The following is a 22,475-nucleotide window of genomic DNA, read 5'->3' as shown; positions in this document are numbered from 1 at the left end:
GTCTCCTTTGAGAGCCACTATCATTTTCTTATGACTGGACTCCGGGAGCGGAAGAAGATCAAGACGCGGGAGGCGATCCGCACCGCCACCTACGCACTGATCGAGGAGCAGGGGTACGACGCCACGACGATCGAGCAGATCGCCGACCGCGCCGAGGTGTCGCCGTCGACCGTGTTCCGCTACTTCCCCACCAAGGAGGACATCGTCCTCGCGGACGAGCACGACGCCCTGCTGCTGGAGGAGCTCCGGTCCCGTCCGGCGGACGAGCCCTGGCTTCAGTCGCTGCGGCAGGTCATGCACAAGGCCATCGTCGGCCTCGGCACCGGCGAGGCGCGCGAGGTCACCCGGCTGCGGTGCCGGCTGCTGGCGGAGGTTCCGGCGGTGCGGTCCCGGATGATGGAGAGCATGTCGCAGACCGGGCACGTGCTGGCCGAGGCCATCGGCGAGCGCACCGGCCGGGACCCGCAGAGCCTGGAGGTGCGGGTCTTCGCGATGTCCCTGATCGGCGGGCTGATGGAGGTGTCCCAGTACTGGGCCCGCACCGGCTTCCGGGACGACCTCGCGGACCTCGTCGACCGGGCCCTGACCATCTACGAGCGCCCGCCTGACATCCTGATCCCGTGAACCGACCCGAGATCCACGTCCAGTTCGCCACCGACCTGCACCTGTTCGTCCCGCACGGCCGGCGGCGCGGCGCCACCGCGCTCAGCACGGACGGGGTCTCCACGCTCGGCCATGTCGTCGAGTCCCTCGGCGTCCCGCTCACCGAGGTCGGCGCGCTCGTCGTGGACGGCCGCCAGGTGCCGCCGGCGCACATCCCGAAGGACGGCGAGACGGTCAGCGTCCGCGCGGTCGAGCGCCCGCAGCGCGTCCCCGGCGCCCCGCTGCGGTTCCTCCTCGACGTCCACCTCGGCACCCTCGCCCGCCGGCTGCGCCTGCTCGGCGTGGACACGGCCTACGAGTCCACGGACATCGGCGACCCGGCCCTGGCCGCCCGCTCGGCCGCCGAGCGGCGCGTCATGCTCAGCCGCGACCGGGGCCTGCTGCGCCGCCGCGAACTGTGGGCCGGCGCCTTCGTCTACAGCACCCGCCCCGACGACCAACTCCGCGACGTCCTCGACCGGTTCTCCCCCGAACTGCACCCCTGGACCCGGTGCACCGCCTGCAACGGCCTGCTCCGGGACGCCACCAAGGACGAGGTGGCGCAGCAGCTGAAAGGCGGCACACAGCGGTCGTACGACGTCTTCGCACAGTGCCGTGAGTGCGGCCGGGCGTACTGGAAGGGCGCACACCACGAACAGCTGGTGGCCATCGTGGAGCGCGCCCTCACCGAGTTCCCGGGCCGGGGCTAACGCCGGCGCACATCACCCTTTCCGCAGGCCACGCCGTCCTTGTTCGGGTCGAGGCGGAGTGGGTCGTCCTTGCCGTTGACCTTCAGGCGGCCGTAGTCGTGCTGTTTGAGCCAGGTGCAGCGGGCCGCCGTCGTCTTCTTCACGTCCGCCGGGAAGGTGGTCGGCACGCAGACGTTGGCGGAGCCGTAGTGGCGGTCGCAGCCGGAGACGGTGGTGGGGACCTGCTGCGAGGCCCGCTTCTTGCCCGGCTTGGTCACCTTGCCGGACAGGTCGTCGGCGAAGGAGTGGACGTGTGCGGAGGCGTCGGTGGCCTTCAGGGCCTGCGGGCCCGACAGGTGCACCCACTTGGCCACGGACGGCACGCCGTTGGCGTCGACCGCGAAGAGCATGTACCAGCCGGGCGGGGCCAGGTTGGGGTTGCTCGTGACGTTGAGGTCGATGTTGTTGCCGTCCACGCTCAGCGGCAGGTCCACGAACCGCTGGTTCGGGTCGGAGGAGTGCGTCACCGCCGCCGGGCGGATCAGCTCGGCCTTCGCGATCGGGCGGTCGACCGTGATCCGCTGGGTGTCGCCGTAGTTCCATTCCGTGTCGATCACCGACGTGATCGTCGGGCGTTCGCCCTTGAGCAGATACGGCGGGGTGTAGATCGACACGTTGTGGTTCCAGGAGCCGTTGCCCGGGTTGTCGCCGGTGGTCATCACCCGGCCGTCGGGCAGCAGGAACGCCGAGGAGTGGTAGCCGCGGGCCTCGGGGTCGGCGGCCACCGGGTCGAAGGTGTTGGTGGCCGGGTCGTAGATCGACGACTCGAAGACCGGGTTGGCGCGGTTGTGCAGGGCGCCGCCGGTCTCCAGGACCTTGCCGTCGGGCAGCAGCACCGCGGAGACGTACATCTTGCCCTGGTCACCGGTCTGCGGGACGGGCCCGTTGCCGAGGTCGACCGTGCCCTGCGGGATCGGCGGTCCGGCGACGTACGTCGGGTTCGGCTCCTTGAGGTCGATGACGTCGGTGAGGCGGTTCGCCTCCGGGTTGGAGTCGATATTGCCGCCGCCGATGGTGAGGACCTTCTGGTCCTGCGCCGGGGGCAGCAGCACGCTCGCCGACTGGTCCCGCTCGTCCTTGTTCTGCAGGCCGGGCACCTGGGTGACGGTGTTGGCGTCGTAGTCGTAGATCGCCGAGCCGGTGCCGGGGATGTTGTTGCCGAAGACATGGCTGCCGGAGTAGAAGAGGCGGCCGTCCTGCATCAGGATCATCGACGGGTACAGGCCCCAGTAGGACCAGGTCTGGTTGACCTTCCACAGCGGCTGCCACTGCTGCTCGGCCTCGGAGAACAGCTCGGCGGTCACCGACCCGGTGGAGTCCTCCTTCAGCCCGCCGAAGGAGATCACGTCACCGTTGCCGAGGATCGTCGCCGACGGGTACCAGTGCCCGTCGTTCATGTCGTTCGTCTTGATGTACGTCTCGGTCGCCGGGTCGAAGATGTACGAGTCCTTGTACCCCTGGTAGCCGATCGTGCCGTCCGCCGACGGATAGCCCTTGTTGCCGCTCATGATCAGCACCCGGCCGTCCTGGAGCTGGACGTGCCCGGCGCAGAACATGTCGTCCGGCGTGGGGATGACCTTGTACGTGCCGTTCTGCGGGTCGTAGACCGCGGAGGTGAACGTGCCCGCCTCGAACATCTCGGGGTCGTTGCCGGAGCCCGCGATCAGCAGCACCTTGCCGTTGTGCAGCACGACGGAGTGCATCGAGCGGACCGGGTTCTGCGCGGGCAGCACCTCCCACTTGCCGTTGGCGCACTCCTCCGCCGTGCCCGTGCACTCCGGCTCCGGGATCGGGTCGGCGACCTGTTCCATGGTGTAGTCGTCGGTGGTCGCGGAGCCGGTGCCGTAGACCGAGACGCCCCAGGAGATGCGGTCGGTGCCGGCCGGGACCTCCGGGGTGCGGACCGCGGCCTCGGTCCAGGCGCCCGCCATCTCCAGCGTCTTGAGGTCGGTCCAGTACTGCCAGCCGGCCGTGGCGTCGTGCCGGAACAGGGTGATGTTGGCGTCCGGCGTGGTCGTCTTGTACCAGAGCGACAGGTCGTACTGCTTGCCGGGCGTGACCACCGGCGCGCAGTCGGCGGACTCGGTGATCAGGGCCTTGCGGTCGCCGTCGACGCGGCGGGTGAGCTCGACCTTCATGGCCTTGCTGCCGGAGTGGGCGTCGGCGACCGTCTCGTAGGTGAAGTCGTTGTCCCCCCAGCCGGACTTCGACCAGCAGTACGGCATGTCGCCGGTACCGGCCGTCTCGAAGCCGGGGTTCTTGATGAGGTTGGCGGCGGAGGCGGGCTGGGGTGCGGTCAGAAGCAGGCCGCCGGCGAGGCCGGCGACCGCCAGCAGTGCGGTTCTGCGTCTGGATCTCATGTGCGGCTCCTACGTGGCAGGTAGACCAGCGCTTCGGTCCCGGCGAAGCGCAGGACGAACGTGATGACGAGGGCCAGTGCCGTGGCGGGCAGCGCCGCCATGCCGAACGTGCCGACCAGCAACGCGATCAGCGGAATGCGCAGCACCAGATCGGCATTGGCGAGCAGGGCGAACCGCACGGTCCGGTCGGCCCAGTGCCTGAACCGCCTCCGCTCACGGAACAGCACCTTCTCGATGAGGAGGAAGTTCCAGACCACGCCGAGCTGGTTCGCGAGTATCTCGGCGGGCAGGTAATGCATCCCGGCCTCGGTCAGGGCCCACAGTCCGGCCAGGTTCGGTACGAACCCGGTCAGCCCGATCAGCCCGAACACGATCATCCGGGCGAGCGGTGAGGCGGTGCGCAGGCCGGCGAGGTGCCGCAGGAAGCGCAGCCCTTCCTGCGCCGTCGACTTGGACTCCCCGGCGAACCGGTCCTGGAAGACGAACGGGACCTCGGTGACCGCGCGGGGGCGGCTGCGCACGGCGAGTTCGAGGAGGATCTTGTAGCCGAGCGGCTGGAGAATCTCAGCAGTGACGGCGCTGCGCCGGATGGCGAAGAAACCGCTCATCGGATCGCTGATGCCGTGCAGCTTGCGCGGGAACAGCGACTTGGTCAGCCAGGTCGCCGCGCGTGAGACGGCCACGCGGTAGCTGCCGGCGAGCCCGGCGCGGCTGCCGCCCTTGATGTAGCGGGAGGCGACGACCAGTCCGGCGTTCGCCCGCTCCCCCGTGGCGACCAGCTCCGGCACCAGGGAGGGCGGATGCTGGCAGTCGCCGTCCATGACGACGATCCAGTCCGACCCGGCCGCCTTCATGCCCTCGACGACCGCGCCGCCGAGCCCGCCGACGGGCTCCTCGCGGTGCAGGACGGTCACCGGAAAGGGACAGTCCTGGGCGGCCTTCTGGATCACCTCCGGGGTGTCGTCGGTGGAGTCGTCGACGAAGACGACCTCGCAGGGCAGCCGGGACGGCACCGACTCGGTGATCTGGTGCAACAGTTCACGGATGTTGGCGGACTCGTTGAAGGTCGGTACGACGATGGTGACGGCGCCCGGCTCGGGCACGTCCGCGGCGTACGCCGCCGGATCGCCCAGCTCGCCGGGGACCACGGACTCCTGGCTCATCGGTCGCCTCCCGTCCCGGCGCTGACAATCTGCCGGATCTCGATCCGGTCCTCACCGGCGCCGAACACGGCGACCGGCGTCGAGTGCTCCATCGCGGCCTTGACGTTCGGCAGGTCGACCGCGTCCCGTCGTACCGTCGGCGAGGCGACCACGTAGTCGAGGTCCCGCCAGCCGTTCGGCATGGTCTTCGTCACGGCCGGGTCGAGGTCGGCCTTGTAGAACCAGATGACGCCGAGACCGGGCCGATAGCCCTGGTGCACGAGATCCAGCCACATGGCGTCGTCGACCAGCACCCGGGTGTCCTTCGGATCCTCGACCTCGGTGGCCATCCACTGCGTGGCCGCCCGGTAGGGGGCGTTGGCGTCGGCGGTCATGGCGGTGCGGTCGCCGTCGTACCAGCGCGGTACGACGTACGCGCCCGCGGCGATCGCTAGGACGGCGGCGAGCGCGTACCGGCCGCCGGTCACGAATCTCTTCTCGCCCGCCCGGCGCCATCTCCGCAGCACGGCGTGGGCGACGGAGGCGGTGCCCCCGGCGAGCACCAGAGCGAGGAACGGCAGCGCCTGGATGATGTACATGGCGGGCAGATAGCCCGGCCGCAGGGCCATCCCGGCGAGGATCGCCACGGCGAGCGCGGGCCCGGCGAGCGCCCGCGCGGTCACCGACCAGCGCCAGGTGACGACGAGCAGCAACGCGCCGGCGAGTCCGCCGAGGGGCAGCACGCGGTCGTAGTACAGCCAGGACTGGAGCACGCCGTAGGAGCCGGTGCCGGGTTCGAGGATGAAGCCGGAGCCGGGGCGGCTCATCTGGTAGACGATGCCGTCCCACAACGACACGTGCCCTGCGCCCGGCAGCAACTCGCCCTTGAGCAGGGCGAAGAGCGGGTAGGAGATGCCGATGAGCGCGCAGGCCGTGATGGCGCCGGTGATGGCGAACTTGCGGGTGTCCCGGTGGCTGTGCCGCCACATGGTCACCATCACGGCCGGCAGCACGAGCAGCATCGTCTCCTTGGTGAGCACCGCGGCCGCGGCCGCCATGCCCGCCCCGAAGTGGTGCCAGAGGTGGCGGCTCGGGGAGGCGGCGAGGGCGAACGCGAGCAGCGTCCACATCACCGCGATGTTGTCCAGGAAGATCTCGCGCTGCAGGACCACCGACAGCGGGGAGAGCCCGAACAGCGCCATGGCGAGCCCGGCCGCCCAGCGGGGCAGCGACAGCCGGCGCGCGACGACGTAGACGAGGACCGCGCTGAGCGCGCTGATCAGCAGCATCACGGCCCGCATCGAGCCGACGGTCATCGACTCCGGCGCGAAGTACGCCGGGATCCAGGTCAGCAGGGCGAGCTGGATCCAGCCGAGCGGCGGGTGGTCGTACCAGTACGTGTAGTGGGCCAGGCCCCGGCCCTCCTGCACGGCCCAGGCCTGGGCGAGGTAGGTGCCCTCGTCGTCGCTGAGGGTGGGGTAGTCGGCGATGTTCCAGCCCTGCACGACGAGGATCGCCACGAGCAGGACGCCGCACAGGATGAGGTCGGGACGGGAGGAACGAAGTCTTTTGGGCGGCGTCGTGCGGTTTGTGGACCCGGTTCTGGGCGCAGCTGTTCGCTGCGCGGGGACCTTGACTCCGGTCGCCGCGGGAAGTGTGGAGGTCACGCAGGAACGTCCTCTCGGTTCACGTGCGCGAGATGTGCGCCGACGTGGCTGGTCAACTCCCAGTCGTTACGGCCGCGTTGCTCGCGCCACACTGCGCGCACGGCGGCTCCGGCGAGGAGCACCTGGTAGAAGGGGCCGCCGATGATCAGCTTCAGGTAGTGCACCAGGCGGACCCGGAGCCCGTACTGCTTGCCGAAGTCGTGCAGTCCGACGAGCTCGAAGACGAAGGTGACGAGCGCGGTGACGGCCGGCAGGAAGGTGATGAAGGCGACGCCGACCGGTACGTCGAGGAAGAGCGCGATGGCCACGTTGAGCGGGATGATGACGCCCGAGATGGCCTGGAGGTACGGCGTCATCAGGGTGTAGCGGGCCAGCAGCCGCTGGCGGAAGCCCGGCAGCTGTTTCCAGTCCCGCTTCCGGTAGACCTGAAGGAAGCCCTGGTTCCAGCGGGTGCGCTGCTTGAGCAGGGACATCAGGCTGCCCGGGGTCTCCTCGCGGGTGACCATGTCGGAGTCGTAGGCGACGACGACCTTCTTGCCGACGCTGGACAGGCGCACACCCAGGTCGCAGTCCTCGGCGAGGCAGTTGGGGTCCCAGCCGCCCGCCTCTTTGAGGACGTCCGTCCGCACGAAGACGGTGTTGCCGCCGAGCGGGATGAACCCCTTCTGGGCGTGCAGATGGAGCCGGGAGCGGAACCAGAAGAAGTACTCCAGGCAGTTGCGCAGGCTGTACCAGCTGGAGTGGAAGTTGATCAGCTGCACGCCGCCCTGGACGACGTCCGCGCCGGTGGACCGGAACGCGTGGTCGACATGGGCGAGCAGCTCGGGGTGTACCTGGTCCTCGGCGTCGAAGACCCCCACGATGTCGCCGCGGCAGTGCGGCAGCGCCGTGTTCATGGCCTTCGGCTTGTTCTTCTTCTCGTGGGTGTCGACGACGACCCGCACGCGCGGGTCGCGGGCCGCCGCCCGCCGGGCCACCTCGGTGGTCTCCGGATCGTCGTGTCCGACGATGACGATGATCTCGAAGTCGGTGTGCGTGGACTGGAGCAGCCGCTGGATGGTGTGGTCCAGCACGGCCTGCTCGTGCCTGGCCGGAAGCAGCAGCGAGAACGACACATGCTCGGCGCCGTCCGGCCTGCTGAAGCGGGTGGATGCGAGCACTTCGGGCGTGCGCCACGCGTGCATCTGCCACCACAGAGTGAAAGCCGCCATCCCGAACAAAGCCAGCGAAACAGCAGCAATGAAGACAGACGTCAGCAAAAGATCCCCCCAGATCTTGAAAGCCCCCCAGCCGCGACGGAGCAGTCCGTCCGCCTCGGCACTGTGGAGAGAGTAGGGGGGAACTGTGAAGCGCGGTAGCTGTTCCGATAAATAGCTTGTTTCGGAACGGTACGGCCCCTAGGGGGACGTGTCCGAACACGGGTGCAATTGCGCAGCCGTGTTCGGTATCCGGTCAGGCGTTCAGCGCGACCCGCAACCGCTCCGGGTCGGTCGTCGGAGCGTCACACGTGAAGTTACGGCAGACGTACGCCGTCGGTTCACCGCCGCTCAGCGGACGGTCGGCGAGCAACGGAAACTCGTCACTCCCGGGGACGCCGTACGCGACCACCGCACCCGGTGCGGTCCCCAGAAGTGCCGTGCGGTGCAGGGACTTTGTCGCCTCGTCATCGAGCGCCGGTCCTACGACGGCGACCTCGCGCGGCCCGTCCAGCCGGGCCTCGGCGACCGCGAGACCCCAGCCGATGAACCGCGGCACCCGCGGCCCGAGCGCCTTCACCACGCCCAACGCCCGCTCGGCGGCGGTGCGATGGGGCTCGGCGCCGGTCTGGGCGGCATAGCTCAGCAGGGCGCCCGCGGCGGCCGTCCAGCCGGACGGGGTGGCGTTGTCGGTCGGGTCCTGCGGCCGGCGAATCAACTGCTCGGCGTCGGCGGCGGTGTCGAACAGGGCGCCCGACTTCTCGTCCGTGAACCGGACGAGGACGTGATCGAGCAGCAGCCCGGCGAATTCCAGCCAGACACCCTCACCGGTCACGGACGCCAGCGCGAGGAAGCCCTCGGCGACGTCGGCGTAGTCCTCCAGGACGCCCGCGTTCGCGCCGACCCGGCCGTCCTTGCTGGTCCTGGCCAGGCGGGCATGGTCGTCGAGGTGAACGCGGACCAGCAGGTCGGCGGCGGCGACGGCGGCCTCCACCAGGTCGGGGCGGTCGAAGTAGGCGCCGGTTTCGGCCAGGGCGGCGATCGCGAGGCCGTTCCAGGCGGCGACGATCTTGTCGTCCCGTCCGGGCGCGGGCCGCTCGGCGCGCGCCGCCCGCAGCCGCCGCTTGACGGACTCGACCTTCTCGGCGTCGAACACAGCGTCGGACTGCGGGAGTTGCAGGACGGAGGCGCCCTCCTCGAAGGTGCCCTCCTCGGTCACGCCGAAGTACTGGACGGCGAGTTCGGCATCGTCGCCGAGGACGTCGCGCAGCTGTGCGGGCGTCCAGACGTAGTACGCCCCCTCGACATGCCTCCCAGTCCCGTCGTCGCTGTCGGCGTCCAGGGCGGAGGCGAAACCGCCCTGCTCGGTGCGGAGTTCGGCGACCATGAAGTCGGCGGTCTCCAGCGCGATCCGCCGGGCCAGGTCGGAGCCGGTGGCGCGCCAGAGGTGGGCGTACACCCGGCACAGCAGGGCATTGTCGTAGAGCATCTTCTCGAAGTGCGGCACCACCCAGTCCCGGTCGACGGAGTACCGCGAGAAGCCGCCGCCGAGCTGGTCGTAGATGCCGCCCCGGGCCATCCGCTCGCACGTGTCCTGCGCCATCTGCAACGCGCCCTCGGCGCCCGTGCGGGCGTGGTGGCGCAGCAGGAACTCGATGACCATGGACGGCGGGAACTTCGGTGCCCCGCCGAAGCCGCCGCGCTGCGCGTCGTACTCCCGGGTCAGCCCGAGCAGCGCCTGCGCCAGCTCCTGCTCGCCGGGCGCCTCGGTCCCGCCGAACCCGATCTCCCGTCCCGCCAGGTCCCGCGCGATCTTCCCGGCCACGTCGGTGACCTCCTCGCGGCGGTCCTGCCAGGCATGCCGGACGCCTTCCAGGACCTGCCGGAAGGAGGGCATGCCGTGCCGGGGGGCAGGCGGGAAGTAGGTGCCGAAGTAGAAGGGCTCGGCCTCCGGCGTCAGGAACACCGTCATGGGCCAGCCACCCTGCCCGGTGGCCGCCTGCACGGCCTCCATGTAGACGGCGTCCACGTCGGGACGCTCCTCACGGTCGACCTTGATGTTGACGAAGTGCTCGTTCAGGTAGTCGGCGGTCGCGTGGTCCTCGAAGCTTTCCTTGGCGAGAACATGGCACCAGTGACAGCTCGAATAGCCGACGCTCAGGTGCACGGGAATGTCGCGCCGTCGCGCTTCCTGGAACGCCTGCTGCGACCAGGGCCACCAGTCGACAGGGTTGTCGGCGTGCTGAAGGAGGTACGGGGACGTCTCGTGCGCCAGTCGGTTCGGCATAACTCCATCCTGCCCGACCGGCCTCTGGTCCGTCCTTCCCGGCCTGTCCCTCAGCCTGCCATCTCTGCCGGTCTCGCCCGATCCGCGCACTGCCATACCGGCTGCACCCGCGAGGGGTCCCAGACCGGGTTGCCTTTGACGCCCGGCCGGACGAGGCAGGCGGTGAGGACAAAGGCGAGGATCCTCCGTTTCTCCTCGACCTCCATTTCCCCGGAGTGCCACCGCTTTCGCACGGAATCCGGCAGCCGCAGATGAGCCGGAGCCTCGGAGAACACGATTCGTTCCAGGGCTTGGTCGGCCAGCGGCCCGCTGATGCTGCATCGGCCGCAGGAACGGCAGGAGTAGACGTAGGGGCTCCTGCGGCTCCTGCCCTTCTGGGCACTCAGTGCGCCGCGACAGACCGTGCCGTCGTGCCGCGCCGCCCCGCAACGCAGCAGGCCGCCGGCGATGCGACTCGGAGCGGCAGCCCTCTGCCCGGTGAGACGCGGCGTTCCACTGCCCCGGTGCATGTACAGGCTGCCGGGAGAGAACGTCGCGCACACCGACTGCCACCGGTCCGGCGTCACGATGGGCTCCCATCGCCCCACTACGGGCTCACCTGTCTCCGGCACTGTCAGCAGCTCTCCCCTGCTGGCGCGGTAGCCACACACCCTGGGTGCCGTGATGATCTGCGTGACGGTCTGCGCGTTGGGCCGACCTCCTCGGGTCCCGGTGACACCAAGATCACAGCAGTCCCGTGCGATGGCACGCACCGCCTTCCCGCCGATCCGATCGGCGATGGCCTGCTCGATCAAGGTCGCTTCATCGGTGTGCCGTGTGATCCTGTCCTCCTGCCAACCGAAGGGCCGCGGCCCGCTGTGCGGCACACCCTCGATGGCGCGTACCCAATGCCAGTCGGACACGCGCCGACTTCTGTTCCGTGTCTCCGCGACCGCCTCCTCCAGCGATTGCACGGCTTTCAGGAGTCCTTGCTGCGAGTACGGGTCACGAACGCCCTGCGGATCCACGTGGATGCGGCCCGGTCGGCTGGTCAGTGCGGCGAAGAACCTGGCAAGGTCTTCGGGTCGGCGATACAGCCGGTCGTCCGCGACACACACGACTCCCTCGATCGGTTCCCAGGCGGCTGTATATCCGCGAGACAGATCCTCGATCATGCGGTCGAACGCGGGTCTCGAAGCACCCTCTTTGGACGCGCTGCGGCCGTTGTCGACATACTCGGCCACAACGCGGCAACCGTACTGGTGTGCACTCCGTTCGTTGATCCGCAACTGATGCCGCACCCCATGCCCGTCCCGTTGCCGGAAGTCCTCCGACGTACGGGCATAGGACACGACCGGGGTCATTCCACTCTTCCGATGCACAGCCAGGTCGATCACAAGCCCCCCTCGACAATCAGCTCGACATCCCTACAAACGATCGAGCAGCCGCTGGGTCACATGGTTCGAAACGTTGATCGCGCCCTCTCGCCAGCACGCGCCCGCGGAAGGACACTCGTAGCCGAAGCAGTTGCCGCCGGAGGGGGACGTGACATGCGGGACAGTCATCGGGTCGAGGCCGAGCGGCTGTTGATGCGGGCGGTGGAGGAGGAGGTACGGCGGTCGGGCGGCCGTACCGACGGGAAGGTGCTCCTCGCCCGGGCGCGCGGCGCGCTGGACGCGATGGCGCAGACCGCCGCCGAGGAGTACGAGGCCTATACGCGGGCCCTGGACGAGACGGAGGCCGGGCGGCTGACGTTCGCGCAGCGGTATGCGCGCGAGGGTGCCGGGACGCCGCTGGTTGTGGCTGGTGTGGCCGCTGTGGCCGCCGTGGTGGCCGATCTGGCGCTCGGTACGGGGACGACGACCGCGCTCGGCGCGGGCGTGACCGTCGGGGTGGTGGGCGCGGCGACGACCGTGGTGAAGGTGGCCGGTTCCCATCTGCCCGCCGCGCACCAGCGCGCCGGAGCGGTGGGGCAGCCCGGCGGGCCGGAACAGTTGCGGTTGCAGTGGCTGACGGCACTGGAGGTACGCGGTATCCGCCCGTTCCTCGACCAGCAGCGGGTGCTGGCCGCGTCGACCGGGCCGAAGAAGCCGGGGCCCAAGCTGCTCGGTGCCGACAAGAGCGGGGCGGCGCGCGGACGGAGCGTGCTGGAGCAGTCGTTCGGTCAACTTCCGGAACCCGTGGGTCCGTTCGCGGGACGGCGGCAGGAGATGGCGCGGATCCGGCAGTGGGTGCAGGCGGCGCGCGCCAGTACGCAGACCCGGCCCACAGTGGTCGTCCTGCACGGGGCGCCCGGCAGCGGCCGTACCACCCTCGCGGTGCGCGCCACCCACGACCTGAAGGACCAATTCCGCGGCGCCTGCGTCGTCGATCTGCGCGGCGACAGCCAGGACGAGCCGCCGCTGTCCACCCGCGAGGCCCTGCTGCACCTGCTGAACCGCCTCGGCGCGCCACGCGAGCAGCTGCTGTTCCGGGAGCGTTCCTCGGCGGACCAGCAGGTCAAGCGGCTGAGCGAGCTGTACCACCAGCATCTGACCGGCGTGCCCGTCACCGTCGTCCTCGATGACGCCTCCGACCCCGAACAGGTGCGCGCGCTGATCCCCGAGCGGTCCGACAGCCTGGTCCTGGTCACCGCCCGGGCGCCGCTCGACCTGCCCGGTGACCTTCCGGCGTGGGTGCACCAGCTGCCCGTCGAGCCGCTCGACGCGGCCGGCGCGGAGGAGCTGATGGGCGCGGCGGCGCAGGGTGAGACGGGGCCGTACGACGCCGAATCCGCCGACCGGATCCGGCAGTTGTGCGGCGGTCTGCCGCTGGCGCTGCGCATCGCGGGCTCCTCGCTCGGCCCGCGCTCGCCCCGGCGACTGGCGTCGGACCTGGGCGCGTACGGCCCCGTGGCGCCGGTCGAACGGGCCCTGTGGCTGCGCTACACGGACCAGGGCGAACCGGCCCGGCGGCTGCTGCGGCGCCTCGCCCTGGCCGGGCGGGCCTCGCTCGGTGTCGCCGCCGCCGCGTCCCTGCTCGCCACCGACCAGGCCGAGGCGAACCGGCATCTGGTCGCGCTGTCCCGCGCGGGCCTGATCGACCACGTCCGCGGCAACCGCTACCGGCTGCACGACCTCGTCCGCGCCTTCGCGCACGCCCGGCTGGTGGACGAGGAGGATCCGGGCGAGCGGGCGGCGGCGCAGGAGCGGCTGATCGTGAACTACGCCGACCTCGCCGACTCGGTGCTGCGCCTGGTCGACGGCAACATGTCGACCCGCTCGGACCGCTTCGGCCCGCACGGCTTCACGTCCCTGGACGAGGCGCTGCGCTGGCTGGACGACGAGTCCAGCTTCATCACGGCCGCGCTGCGGCACGCGGAGGGCGTCAACCAGGGGGCGGTGCTGAACCTGCTGGGCGCGCTGTGCGACTACTGCTTGCTGCGCGGCGACCTCTACCGCCTCGGCGAGATCAGCGAACTCGCCCAGGCCGTCGACCAGGGCCTGCTGATCCGCTCGGTCCAGTGGCGCACGGGCATCGCGGCCCGCCAGCTGGGCGAGCTGGACAAGGCACGGACGACTCTGACGTCCGTAGTGGACCTGTATCGGGAGGCGCATCACGACGCGGGCGCGGCGCGGGCCCTGTGCTCGCTCGGCATCACCTTGCACCACCAGGGCAGTCTGACGGAGGCGGCGGCGCGGTTGCGCGAGGCGCTGGACATGCAGGCCGCGCCGTCGCTGGCCACGGACCGGGCCTGGACGATGCACGCGCTGGCGGCGGTGGAACGCGACCGCGCCCACCTCGCCGAGGCCCTGGACCTGCTGAACCGCTCCCTGGAACTGCACCGCGCCGGCGAGTCCCTGCACGGCGAGGCCTGGGCGCACTTCCAGCTCGGCCAGCTGTACCTGCGCCTCGGCGACGTCCCCCGCGCGGAGACCGAGCTGCGCAGGGCCCTTGAGTTGTACGGCCGTACGCGCGACGCCCGTGGGCAGGCGTGGGCCCTGACCCAGTTGGCCCGGGCCCGGCTGGTCGCGGGCGACGCGCTTCCGGCCCTGGAGGAGCTGCGCCTGGCGGCGGCCCGGCACCGCGACAACGAGGACGCGCGGGGCGAGGCGTGGACGCTGTACTACCTGGGCCAGGCGCTGGAGGAGTCCGGCAACCTGGATCAGGCGGTCCGGGAACTGGAGCGGTCACGGACGATGTTCTCGCGGATGCGCGATGTGTACGGCCTGGCCTGCGCGCGGCACCATTCGGCGCGGGCGACGAGAGACCAGCGCGCGGCCCAGACGGGCTCCCTGCGCAACTCCGGTTTCGCCCGCCAGCTGCTGGTCGACGCCCGCGCCGACTTCCAGCGCATCGGGGTCGCGCACGGGGAGGCGTGGACGTGCCTGGAGCTGGCGGTGGTGGATGCGGGCAACGCCCGTACGGCGGCCGCGCTGGCGCTGTGCGACGAGGCAGTCGGCCTCTTCGCGTCGTACGGCGACCGCCGCGGCGAGGACTGGGCTCGCTTCCTGCGCTGCACGCTGCTGCCGTATGCCTCTCCGGGGGGCGCGGAGGTCGGTACGGCGGTGGCGCAGGAGGAGCTGGCCCAGCTGGCCCGGGCCGGGCACACCGCGCGGGACGAGAAGCTCGACGATTACGTGGAGGCTTACCAGCTGCTGCTGGAGCGGGGCGTGGAACTGGAGGCCGGGTGGCAGGCCTGGCGCCTGGGCATGGTGCCCAGACGGCATGCCCGGGAGGTCATGGGGGTGCCGGTCGCGGCGGTGTCCTGAGGCGGCGGCGTCTTGAGTGGCGGACGCCACACGGACCGGCCGCCGGGCCACGATGACCGGCGGGTCGGCCGGTCGGGCGGGGTCGGCAGGCCACGATGACCGGCGGGTCGGCGGGCGCACGCTGCGATCAGCTGCGCCCGCAGACCGCGCGGGATGGCTCAGCCCTGTGAGGCCTTCCCCGAGGTGCCCGTCTCCGCGGTGTCCTTGCCGGAGGCCTCCGCCGGGTCCGGGGCCTCCTTGAAGTCGACTCGGCCCATGTGCCGGTTCATGGACTTCATCAGGCCCCAGACGGCCAGGGCCATCACCGCGAAGACGATGAAGCCGAGGACGCCGGGGGTCACCTTGTCCTCGTCGACCTCCTTGGCGAGGGTGACGAGGTTGGTCATTGCCAGGCTCGCGCTTGCGCTCATGTCAGGCATTGTCGCGGATGCCCGCAAAGAGGTCGTCCTCGGGGAGGGAGGTATCCACAAGGGACTTCGCGAGCTCGTACTCCTCGGTCGGCCAGACCTCCTTCTGCAGCTCCATCGGCACCCGGAACCAGCCCCCGTCGGGGTCGATCTGCGTGGCGTGCGCGATCAGTGCCTTGTCGCGGATCTCGAAGAAGTCGGCGCACGGGACGTACGTGGTGAGCGTGCGGTCCTTGTGGCCGGAGTCGTCCCAGCGCTTGAGCCACTCCCCGTAGGGGGACTCCAGGCCGCGGTCGAGCATCGCCTGGTGCAGCGCCTCGGTGCGCGGCCGGTTGAAGCCCTGGTTGTAGTAGACCTTCAGCGGCTGGTACGCCGTTCCGTACTCGCTCTCCGGGTACTTCTCGGTGTCCGCCGCGCCCTCGAACGCCACCATCGTGATCTTGTGGGTCATGATGTGGTCGGGGTGCGGGTAACCGCCGTTCTCGTCGTAGGTGGTGATCACCTGCGGACGGAAGGAGCGGATCTTCTTCACCAGCTCACCGGCCGCCTTGTCGACGTCCTCAAGGGCGAAGCAGCCCTCCGGCAGCGGCGGCAGCGGGTCACCCTCGGGCAGGCCGGAGTCGATGAAGCCGAGCCACTCCTGCTTGACGCCGAGGATCTCGCGCGCCTCGTCCATCTCTCGCTTGCGTACCTCGTGGATGTGCTCCTCGATGTACTGGTCGCCCTGCAGCTTGGGATTGAGGATGGAGCCGCGCTCCCCGCCCGTGCAGGTCACCACCAGCACGTCCACCCCCTCGGAAACGTACTTCGCCATGGTGGCCGCGCCCTTGCTCGACTCGTCGTCGGGGTGCGCGTGAACGGCCATCAGTCGCAAGTGGTCAGTCAAGACTCAATCCTCGTTTGGTCGGCGCCCGGCGTGACCGGGTGCGAACGGCGGCTTCTATAGTGACCGAATCGGGGGGCGATTAATTCCGGGGTACGGCCCGGAAGCCCCCTTCGGGACCTTCATCCCGCTCCGGCCGAGAGGACGATCATGAGCACGGCGAGCACGCGACTGCCCGAGGGCCGTTACGGCCGATCCTCGGACGAACGCGCCGACCGCACCCTCAAGGTCGTCGCCGCGATCCTCGGCGCCCTGCTCATCGCCGTGATCGGCTATTTCGCCTATCACTACATCGCGCAGAACAAGATCAGCGCGGAAGTGATCAGCTTCGATCTCTCGGACGATGCGGTGAAGGTGAAGCTGGCGGTCGAGAAGGACGCGGGCGCCTCCGGCTACTGCACGGTCCGCTCCCAGGCGGCCGACGGTGCCGAGGTCGGCCGGGCCGACTTCCGCTTCGACGGGGACGCCACCCGGATCACCGAGGTGGTCACGCTGCGCACCACGGCACCGGGCACCACAGCGGAGCTGCTGGGCTGTCACGCTGACTGACGTCACTCGTTATACGCAGCCCCTGACCTGCGTTGACGTGATTTTGGGCACTAATGTCCTCCCCCTTCCGCCATTGAATTGTTAGGCTCGTGGTTTCGCCCACTCATGGAGGAACATTCTTCTGGGTAGGGCGATGCTTTGTATTCCCAGTACCGACGAGGAGCACCTGTGACCCAGACCAGCGAGAACGTCACCTGGCTGACCCAGGAGGCGTACAACAAGCTCAAGGACGAGCTTGAGTACCTTACTGGTCCTGCGCGCACGGAGATCGCCGCCAAGATCGCGGCCGCGCGCGAGGAGGGCGACCTGCGCGAGAACGGCGGGTACCACGCGGCCAAGGAGGAGCAGGGCAAGCAGGAGCTTCGCGTGCGCCAGCTGACCCAGCTCCTGGAGAACGCCAAGGTCGGCGAGGCGCCGGCATCGGCGGAGGGCGAGGTGGCGCCCGGCATGGTCGTGACGATCGCCTTCGACGGTGACGAGGACGACACGCTGACGTTCCTGCTCGCCTCGCGCGAGTACGCGAGCGCCGACATTGAGACCTACTCGCCGCAGTCCCCGCTGGGGTCCGGCGTGATCGGACACAAGGTCGGCGAGGACGCGGAGTACGAGCTGCCGAACGGCAAGAAGGCTTCGGTGAAGATCCTGAAGGCCGAGCCGTACAGCGGCTGACCCCGCGAGCCGTGGCTGACCCCGCGGCCCGGCGGTGAGCCGCTGCGGCACCGACCTCGGTCCGCCCGTTCTTGACAGGCCCCTGGCGTCCACGCGACGCCGGGGGCTTAGTCATGCCCAGGTCAGCCCACCGGGCCCCGGCACGGGCGCCTCACGCCGTCGCCGAGCGGTACTTCCGCACCGCCAGGGTCCGGAATATCACGATGATCAGCGCCGAGTAGATCAGTGACGCCCAGACCGGGTGCTCCATGGGCCAGGCGCCCGAGTTGGAGACTCCGGGGTTGCCGAAGAGCTCTCGGCAGGCCTGGACCGTGGCGCTGAACGGGTTCCACTCGGCGATGTGCCGCAGCCACGGCGTCATCCGGCTGGAGTCCACGAACGCGTTCGACACGAAGGTGACCGGGAAGAGCCAGACCAGCCCGCCGGACGTGGCCGCCTCGGGCGTCCGCACGGACAGGCCGATCAGCGCGCCGATCCAGGTGAACGCGTATCCCATCAGAAGCAGCAGCCCGAACGCGCCGAGCACCTCGCCGACGTTGGTGTGGGTGCGCCAGCCGACCAGCAGGGCGACTATCGCGAGCACCAGCAGGGTGAGCGCCGTCTGCACCAGGTCGGCCAGGGTGCGCCCGGTCAGCACCGCCCCGCGGGCCATGGGCAGCGAGCGGAAACGGTCGACCAGCCCCTTGTGCATGTCCTCGGCGATGCCCGCGCCCGCGCCGGCCGTGGCGAAGGTCACGGTCTGGGCGAAGATGCCCGCCATCAGGAACTCGCGGTAGACGCCGGAGTCCGTGGAGCCGCCGATGTTCATGGAGCCGCCGAACACATAGCTGAACAACACCACGAACATGATGGGCTGGAACAGCCCGAAAATGATCATCTCGGGGATCCGGGACATCCGGATCAGGTTGCGCTTGGCGACGACCAGGGAGTCCCGGACGGACTGGCCGAGCGGATGCGGGCGGGTGGCCCGGGGTGCGGCGTCGGTGACGGCACTCACTTGACGGACTCCTTCTTGCGCTTGCGGCCCCTGGTGTCGGCGGACGTACCGCCCTCGTCGTCCTCGTCCGCGTCCTTGACCTCGGCCGCATGTCCCGTCAGGGACAGGAACACGTCGTCGAGGGTCGGGCGGCGCAGGCCGATGTCGTCGATCTCTATGCCTCGGACGTCCAGCTCGCGGATCACCTCGGCGAGGAGCTTGGCGCCGCCGGTGACGGGGACGGTGAGCTTGCGGGTGTGCTCCTCGACGGTGGTGTCGCCCTTGCCGAAGCCGGCCAGCACCTCGGCGGCGGCCGCCATGTGCTCGCGCTCGTGCACCACGACCTCGACGCGCTCGCCGCCGGTGCGGGCCTTGAGCTGGTCGGAGGTGCCACGGGCGATCACCCGGCCGTGGTCGACCACCGCGATGTCGTGCGCGAGGTGGTCGGCCTCTTCCAGATACTGCGTGGTCAGCAGGAGCGTCGTACCGCCGGAGACGAGCTGCTTGATGACCTCCCACAGCTGCTGGCGGTTGCGCGGGTCGAGGCCGGTCGTCGGCTCGTCCATGAACATCACGGGCGGCGAGACCACCAGCGCCGCGGCCAGGTCGAGCCGACGGCGCATGCCCCCGGAGTAGGTCTTGGCGGGCCGGTCGGCGGCGTCCGCGAGGTTGAACTGGTCGAGCAGCTCGCCCGCGCGGGCCTTCGCGGCCTTCGCGCTCATCTGGTAGAGCTGGCCGACCATCTGGAGGTTCTCCCGGCCGGTGAGGTATTCGTCGACGGCGGCGAACTGGCCGGACAGGCCGATGGAGCGCCGTACCTGGTCGGGATGGTCGAGTACGTCGATGCCCGCGACGACGGCACGGCCGCTGTCGGGGCGCAACAGGGTCGTCAGACAGCGGACCGTCGTCGTCTTGCCCGCGCCGTTCGGCCCGAGCAGGCCGAGGACCGTGCCCTCGGGGACATCGAGGTCGACGCCGTCCAGTGCCCTTACGTCACCGAAGGTCTTGACCAGGCCTTCGGCATAGATGGCGCCTGGCATATGAGTCTCCACGTCGTCGGGGATGCTTCGGAAAAACTGGGTCTGTGGGGTTCGTTCCGCCTGATGGGTGGGGCCACGAGACACACCATAACGCGATGTATCGCGTCTCTCAACGGGGTTTACCCGAACGAGCGACGAAGAGTTCACGATCTTGACCAGGCTCCGGCCTGACCTCGGCCTTTGCCGGTCGTATGCCGCCCCGGCGGCTCAGTCGATGACGGTGTACCCCGCCTTGCGCAGGGCCTCCCCGACCTCGACGCAGTGCGCCGGGCCCTTCGTCTCCAGATGCAGCTCGACCTCCGCCTCCGTGAGCCCGAGCCGTGGGTCGGTCCGTACATGGCTCACGTCGAGGACGTTAGCGTCCACCACTGACAACACCCCCAGCAGCGTCGCGAGCGCACCCGGCCGGTCCGTCAGCCGCAGCCGTACGGCCAGGTAGCGGCCCTGCGCCGCCATGCCGTGCCGCAGCACGCGCTGCATCAGCACCGGATCCACGTTGCCGCCGGACAGCACCGCCACGACCGGACCCTCGAAGGCCCCGGGATCGCTCAGCAGCGCCGCCACCGGGCTCGCCCCGGCCGGCTCCACGACCAGCTTCGCCCGCTCCAGGCAGAGCAGCAGCGCGGTGGACAGCTCATCCTCGCTGACCGTACGGACCTCGTCCACCAGGTCTCCGATGATCGCGAACGGCACGTCGCCGGGCCGCCCGACCTTGATGCCGTCGGCCATCGTCGCCGGGTTCTCGATCGACACCGGGCGGCCCGCCGCCAGCGACGGCGGGTACGCCGCCGAGCCCGCCGCCTGCACGCCGACGATCCGCACATCGGGCCGCAGCGCCTTCACCGCGATCGCGATACCGGCCGCGAGACCGCCGCCGCCGATGCCGACGACGATCGTGCGCACCTCCGGGCACTGCTCCAGGATCTCCAGGCCGACGGTGCCCTGACCGGCGATGATGTCCGGGTGGTCGAAGGGGTGGATGAACACGGCGCCGGTCTCGGCGGCGTACTCCTGCGCGGCGGCCAGGGTCTCGTCGACCACCTGTCCGTACAGGCGCACCTCGGCGCCGTAGTCACGCGTCGCACTGATCTTCGGCAGCGGGGCGCCCTTCGGCATGAACACGGTGGAGTGGACGCCGAGCAGTGAGGACGCCAGGGCGACGCCCTGCGCGTGGTTGCCGGCGCTCGCGGCGACCACGCCGGCCGCGCGCTCCTCGGGCAGCAGGCCGGCGATCCGGACGTAGGCGCCGCGCAGCTTGAAGGAGCCGGTCCGCTGGAGGTTCTCGCACTTGAGGTGGACCGGGGCGCCCACCAGCTGGGTCAGATATCTGCTGCCCTCCATCGCGGTGACACGTGCGACGCCGGTGAGCATCTTCTGCGCACCGCGCACGTCGTCGAGGGTGACCGGGGGCAAGGTGTCGGCCTTGCGGTAGTTCATGAGTCAAGTCTCGCAGTTCACACGCCGCGACAGCCGCTGTGACCAACGTCCGAGACGGGTTTGCGCAGCGCCGGTACGACCCGCCTCCCGGCCGCGTACCCTGTCCCCCAACCCAGCACCCAGCATGAAGTGAGCCCCCGGCCATGCCCACAACACCTGAAATGTCGATGGACATGACGACCGTCGGTGACACCGGCCTTCTCGACGCGCTGCAGCACGAGGTGGCGGTGTTCGCCCGGCGTGCCGAACAGACCCGGCTCGGCGGGGTCGGGCAGGTGCGCAACTCCATGGACCGCGCCGCATACCTGCTGCTGAACCGGCTCGACAAGGAGGGGCCGATGGGCGTCAAGGCGCTCGCCGCGAGCATGGGCATCGACTCGTCGACGGTCACCCGGCAGGTGGCTCCGCTCGTCGACACGGGCCTGGTCAAGCGGACCTCGCATCCCGAGGACGGGCGCGCGGTGGTGCTGCAGCTGTCCCCGCGCGGGAAGGCGCGGCTGGAGGAAGTGCGCTCGTCGAGGCGTCAGTTGATGGCCGAGCTGACCCATGACTGGGCGCCGGAGGAGCGCGAGGCGTTCTGCACGCTCCTCACCCGCTTCAATCTCGCCCTCTCGGCCCGGATGGCGGCCCATGGGATGCCGGGGGCGGACGCGCCGTCGGGTTCCTGAGAGCCGCTGCTTTATTGGGAGCTGTTGGCTTACTGGGACGGGTGGTGCCGCGCGTCAGGGATGTGCACGCGCGCGTGGTGCCCGGGTCAGGGCGGGTGCCCTGAGCGGTGGCGTGCCCTCCCCCGAAATACGTGCCCCCTGCAATCGGGCATCCCCACCGTGCGCGGCTCTTGACCGAAAGGGCGCGGCTGCCCTCATATGAGACCGGGTCCTCGTACGCGGGTTCGCAGCCGGTACGCCGGATGCTCCGGTGCGGCGGCGGGATCCGCTTCCTCAGGTCGGCCTCAGGCGGGAGGCGCGGTGCGAGAACGGCAAGCGTCCCAAGGTGCCCGCCGGGCCCGGGAGTTCGAGGCGTTCGTCGCCGGGGCGGCTGGGCGGCTGCTGCACACCGCCACGCTGCTCACCGCCGAGGCCCCGAACGCCAACCCGCGCGCGCGGCGCCTGCTGACGCTGGCCCTGGCCCGCACCTACGCCTCCTGGGACCGGCTGCGCGGCGAAGACCCGTACGACCGCACGCGCGCGTACCTCGCCGTCCGCTTCGCGCACCGCGCCTGGCACCAGTACGGCGCCCTCGGCCGGGCCCGCCCGCACCCCGGCAGCACGCTCGCGAACCTCGCCCCGCAGGAGCGTCTGGTCCTGGTACTCAGGCTGTACGAGGGCGTCGCCGAGGAACAGACGGCGGCGCTGCTCGGACTGCCCACGGAACGTGTCCACGCGATCTGCGACCGGGCCACGGCGACCCTGTTGCACCCGCCCCGGCCACCGGCACCCGCCGTGACGGGCGCGAAGGTGGCGGCGTCATGATCGGGAGGCCCCGATGAGCCGGGTCGAACGGGAGGCCGCCGCACGGCGGATCATGGAACAGACGCCACCCCGGGTACCGCCGGACCTCTGCGCCGACGCCGTACGCCTCGGCGACCGTCTGCTGCGGCGCCGGACCCTCGCCCTGCGTCTGGCCTGGCTGCTGCTGTGGGCGGCGACCGTGGCGTTCACCGTCTGGGCGCTGACCGTGCGCCCGTGGGTGGAGCCGCCGTCGGAGACGACTCCACCGCTCACCGGCTGGTAGCCGCTAC

Annotated in this window: 19 protein-coding genes; 8 read left to right on the top strand and 11 right to left on the bottom strand. The window is 70.2% G+C overall.

All coding sequences use genetic code 11. The annotated features are described in order from the left end of the window. The first annotated feature begins 30 nt into the window (after positions 1–30). Together SSP24_RS16855 and SSP24_RS16850 are read left to right on the top strand one after the other, a co-directional pair. Positions 31–624 carry a TetR/AcrR family transcriptional regulator gene (locus SSP24_RS16855; protein ID WP_141310377.1) on the top strand — a complete coding sequence of 198 codons (594 nt, stop codon included), beginning with the start codon at positions 31–33 and terminating at the stop codon, positions 622–624. After that, positions 621–1,352 (top strand): Mut7-C RNAse domain-containing protein, encoded by a 732-nt coding sequence (locus tag SSP24_RS16850; protein ID WP_141310376.1) that lies wholly within the window; start codon positions 621–623, stop codon positions 1,350–1,352. The genes SSP24_RS16855 and SSP24_RS16850 overlap by 4 nt, the downstream gene beginning before the upstream one ends. Here the strand turns inward: SSP24_RS16850 and SSP24_RS16845 are convergent. From SSP24_RS16845 to SSP24_RS16820, 6 genes are all read right to left on the bottom strand, one after another. Further along, the gene (locus SSP24_RS16845; protein WP_141310375.1) at positions 1,349–3,751 is read right to left on the bottom strand and encodes a galactose oxidase family protein; all 2,403 of its coding nucleotides are present in this window, start codon (positions 3,749–3,751) and stop codon (positions 1,349–1,351) included. The genes SSP24_RS16850 and SSP24_RS16845 overlap by 4 nt on opposite strands. Then, positions 3,748–4,914 (bottom strand): glycosyltransferase, encoded by a 1,167-nt coding sequence (locus tag SSP24_RS16840; protein ID WP_141310374.1) that lies wholly within the window; start codon positions 4,912–4,914, stop codon positions 3,748–3,750. Before SSP24_RS16840 ends, SSP24_RS16845 begins: the two co-directional genes overlap by 4 nt. Further along, positions 4,911–6,560 (bottom strand): ArnT family glycosyltransferase, encoded by a 1,650-nt coding sequence (locus SSP24_RS16835; RefSeq protein WP_141310373.1) that lies wholly within the window; start codon positions 6,558–6,560, stop codon positions 4,911–4,913. The genes SSP24_RS16840 and SSP24_RS16835 overlap by 4 nt, the downstream gene beginning before the upstream one ends. Then, positions 6,557–7,819, bottom strand: coding sequence for a glycosyltransferase (locus SSP24_RS16830; protein ID WP_141310372.1), 1,263 nt, complete (start codon positions 7,817–7,819; stop codon positions 6,557–6,559). The genes SSP24_RS16835 and SSP24_RS16830 overlap by 4 nt, the downstream gene beginning before the upstream one ends. Before the next feature lie 193 nt (positions 7,820–8,012). Continuing rightward, positions 8,013–10,043: a thioredoxin domain-containing protein gene (locus SSP24_RS16825; protein ID WP_141310371.1), complete on the bottom strand. Its 2,031-nt coding sequence runs from the start codon at positions 10,041–10,043 to the stop codon at positions 8,013–8,015. A 50-nt stretch (positions 10,044–10,093) separates the two neighbouring features. Next, positions 10,094–11,419, bottom strand: a complete 1,326-nt coding sequence (locus tag SSP24_RS16820; protein ID WP_141310370.1) for a recombinase family protein — start codon at positions 11,417–11,419, stop codon at positions 10,094–10,096. 153 nt (positions 11,420–11,572) lie between these two features. Between SSP24_RS16820 and SSP24_RS16815 the strand changes: the two genes are divergently transcribed. Beyond that, entirely contained in the window at positions 11,573–14,773 is a 3,201-nt protein-coding gene (locus tag SSP24_RS16815) for a tetratricopeptide repeat protein (RefSeq protein WP_141310369.1), read from the top strand. A gap of 158 nt (positions 14,774–14,931) precedes the next feature. On the opposite strand, the gene SSP24_RS16810 is transcribed toward SSP24_RS16815, so the two are convergent. Both SSP24_RS16810 and mca read right to left on the bottom strand, forming a co-directional pair. Beyond that, the gene (locus tag SSP24_RS16810; RefSeq protein WP_141310368.1) at positions 14,932–15,192 is read right to left on the bottom strand and encodes a hypothetical protein; all 261 of its coding nucleotides are present in this window, start codon (positions 15,190–15,192) and stop codon (positions 14,932–14,934) included. Then, positions 15,185–16,045 carry a mycothiol conjugate amidase Mca gene (mca, locus tag SSP24_RS16805; protein ID WP_167529614.1) on the bottom strand — a complete coding sequence of 287 codons (861 nt, stop codon included), beginning with the start codon at positions 16,043–16,045 and terminating at the stop codon, positions 15,185–15,187. The genes SSP24_RS16810 and mca overlap by 8 nt, the downstream gene beginning before the upstream one ends. Before the next feature lie 168 nt (positions 16,046–16,213). Between mca and SSP24_RS16800 the strand changes: the two genes are divergently transcribed. Both SSP24_RS16800 and greA read left to right on the top strand, forming a co-directional pair. Then, positions 16,214–16,612, top strand: a complete 399-nt coding sequence (locus SSP24_RS16800; protein ID WP_141310366.1) for a DUF4307 domain-containing protein — start codon at positions 16,214–16,216, stop codon at positions 16,610–16,612. A gap of 168 nt (positions 16,613–16,780) precedes the next feature. Beyond that, entirely contained in the window at positions 16,781–17,281 is a 501-nt protein-coding gene (gene greA / locus SSP24_RS16795; protein ID WP_141310365.1) for a transcription elongation factor GreA, read from the top strand. A gap of 151 nt (positions 17,282–17,432) precedes the next feature. Here the strand turns inward: greA and SSP24_RS16790 are convergent, their stop codons facing one another. The 3 genes from SSP24_RS16790 to ilvA form a co-directional block, all read right to left on the bottom strand. Further along, entirely contained in the window at positions 17,433–18,278 is an 846-nt protein-coding gene (locus SSP24_RS16790) for an ABC transporter permease (protein ID WP_141310364.1), read from the bottom strand. Further along, positions 18,275–19,297, bottom strand: coding sequence for an ATP-binding cassette domain-containing protein (locus SSP24_RS16785; RefSeq protein ID WP_141310363.1), 1,023 nt, complete (start codon positions 19,295–19,297; stop codon positions 18,275–18,277). Before SSP24_RS16785 ends, SSP24_RS16790 begins: the two co-directional genes overlap by 4 nt. A gap of 207 nt (positions 19,298–19,504) precedes the next feature. Continuing rightward, positions 19,505–20,734 carry a threonine ammonia-lyase gene (gene ilvA, locus SSP24_RS16780; protein ID WP_141310362.1) on the bottom strand — a complete coding sequence of 410 codons (1,230 nt, stop codon included), beginning with the start codon at positions 20,732–20,734 and terminating at the stop codon, positions 19,505–19,507. Positions 20,735–20,895: 161 nt separating this feature from the next. Between ilvA and SSP24_RS16775 the strand changes: the two genes are divergently transcribed. The 3 genes from SSP24_RS16775 (at position 20,896) to SSP24_RS16765 (ending at position 22,468) form a co-directional block, all read left to right on the top strand. Then, the gene (locus SSP24_RS16775; RefSeq protein WP_174864668.1) at positions 20,896–21,402 is read left to right on the top strand and encodes a MarR family winged helix-turn-helix transcriptional regulator; all 507 of its coding nucleotides are present in this window, start codon (positions 20,896–20,898) and stop codon (positions 21,400–21,402) included. A gap of 300 nt (positions 21,403–21,702) precedes the next feature. Continuing rightward, positions 21,703–22,206: a sigma factor-like helix-turn-helix DNA-binding protein gene (locus tag SSP24_RS16770; RefSeq protein ID WP_174864663.1), complete on the top strand. Its 504-nt coding sequence runs from the start codon at positions 21,703–21,705 to the stop codon at positions 22,204–22,206. A 13-nt stretch (positions 22,207–22,219) separates the two neighbouring features. Further along, positions 22,220–22,468, top strand: a complete 249-nt coding sequence (locus tag SSP24_RS16765) for a hypothetical protein (RefSeq protein WP_141310361.1) — start codon at positions 22,220–22,222, stop codon at positions 22,466–22,468. Positions 22,469–22,475: the final 7 nt, after the last annotated feature.

The organism is Streptomyces spinoverrucosus, assembly GCF_006539505.1.
Taxonomy (GTDB): Bacteria; Actinomycetota; Actinomycetes; order Streptomycetales; family Streptomycetaceae; genus Streptomyces; species Streptomyces spinoverrucosus.
Note: the sequence above shows the minus strand (reverse complement) of the source record. Positions and strands in the feature narration are given on the sequence as shown.

What these genes read in the sequence shown, in the direction of transcription:
- SSP24_RS16855 (WP_141310377.1), top strand. Translation starts at nt 31, where the DNA reads ATGACTGGACTCCGGGAGCGGAAGAAGATCAAGACGCGGGAGGCGATC.
- SSP24_RS16845 (WP_141310375.1), bottom strand. Translation starts at nt 3,751, where the DNA reads ATGAGATCCAGACGCAGAACCGCACTGCTGGCGGTCGCCGGCCTCGCC.
- SSP24_RS16840 (WP_141310374.1), bottom strand. Translation starts at nt 4,914, where the DNA reads ATGAGCCAGGAGTCCGTGGTCCCCGGCGAGCTGGGCGATCCGGCGGCG.
- SSP24_RS16825 (WP_141310371.1), bottom strand. Translation starts at nt 10,043, where the DNA reads ATGCCGAACCGACTGGCGCACGAGACGTCCCCGTACCTCCTTCAGCAC.
- SSP24_RS16815 (WP_141310369.1), top strand. Translation starts at nt 11,573, where the DNA reads ATGCGGGACAGTCATCGGGTCGAGGCCGAGCGGCTGTTGATGCGGGCG.
- SSP24_RS16810 (WP_141310368.1), bottom strand. Translation starts at nt 15,192, where the DNA reads ATGCCTGACATGAGCGCAAGCGCGAGCCTGGCAATGACCAACCTCGTC.
- mca (WP_167529614.1), bottom strand. Translation starts at nt 16,045, where the DNA reads ATGGCCGTTCACGCGCACCCCGACGACGAGTCGAGCAAGGGCGCGGCC.
- SSP24_RS16800 (WP_141310366.1), top strand. Translation starts at nt 16,214, where the DNA reads ATGAGCACGGCGAGCACGCGACTGCCCGAGGGCCGTTACGGCCGATCC.
- SSP24_RS16785 (WP_141310363.1), bottom strand. Translation starts at nt 19,297, where the DNA reads ATGCCAGGCGCCATCTATGCCGAAGGCCTGGTCAAGACCTTCGGTGAC.
- ilvA (WP_141310362.1), bottom strand. Translation starts at nt 20,734, where the DNA reads ATGAACTACCGCAAGGCCGACACCTTGCCCCCGGTCACCCTCGACGAC.
- SSP24_RS16775 (WP_174864668.1), top strand. Translation starts at nt 20,896, where the DNA reads ATGTCGATGGACATGACGACCGTCGGTGACACCGGCCTTCTCGACGCG.
- SSP24_RS16765 (WP_141310361.1), top strand. Translation starts at nt 22,220, where the DNA reads ATGAGCCGGGTCGAACGGGAGGCCGCCGCACGGCGGATCATGGAACAG.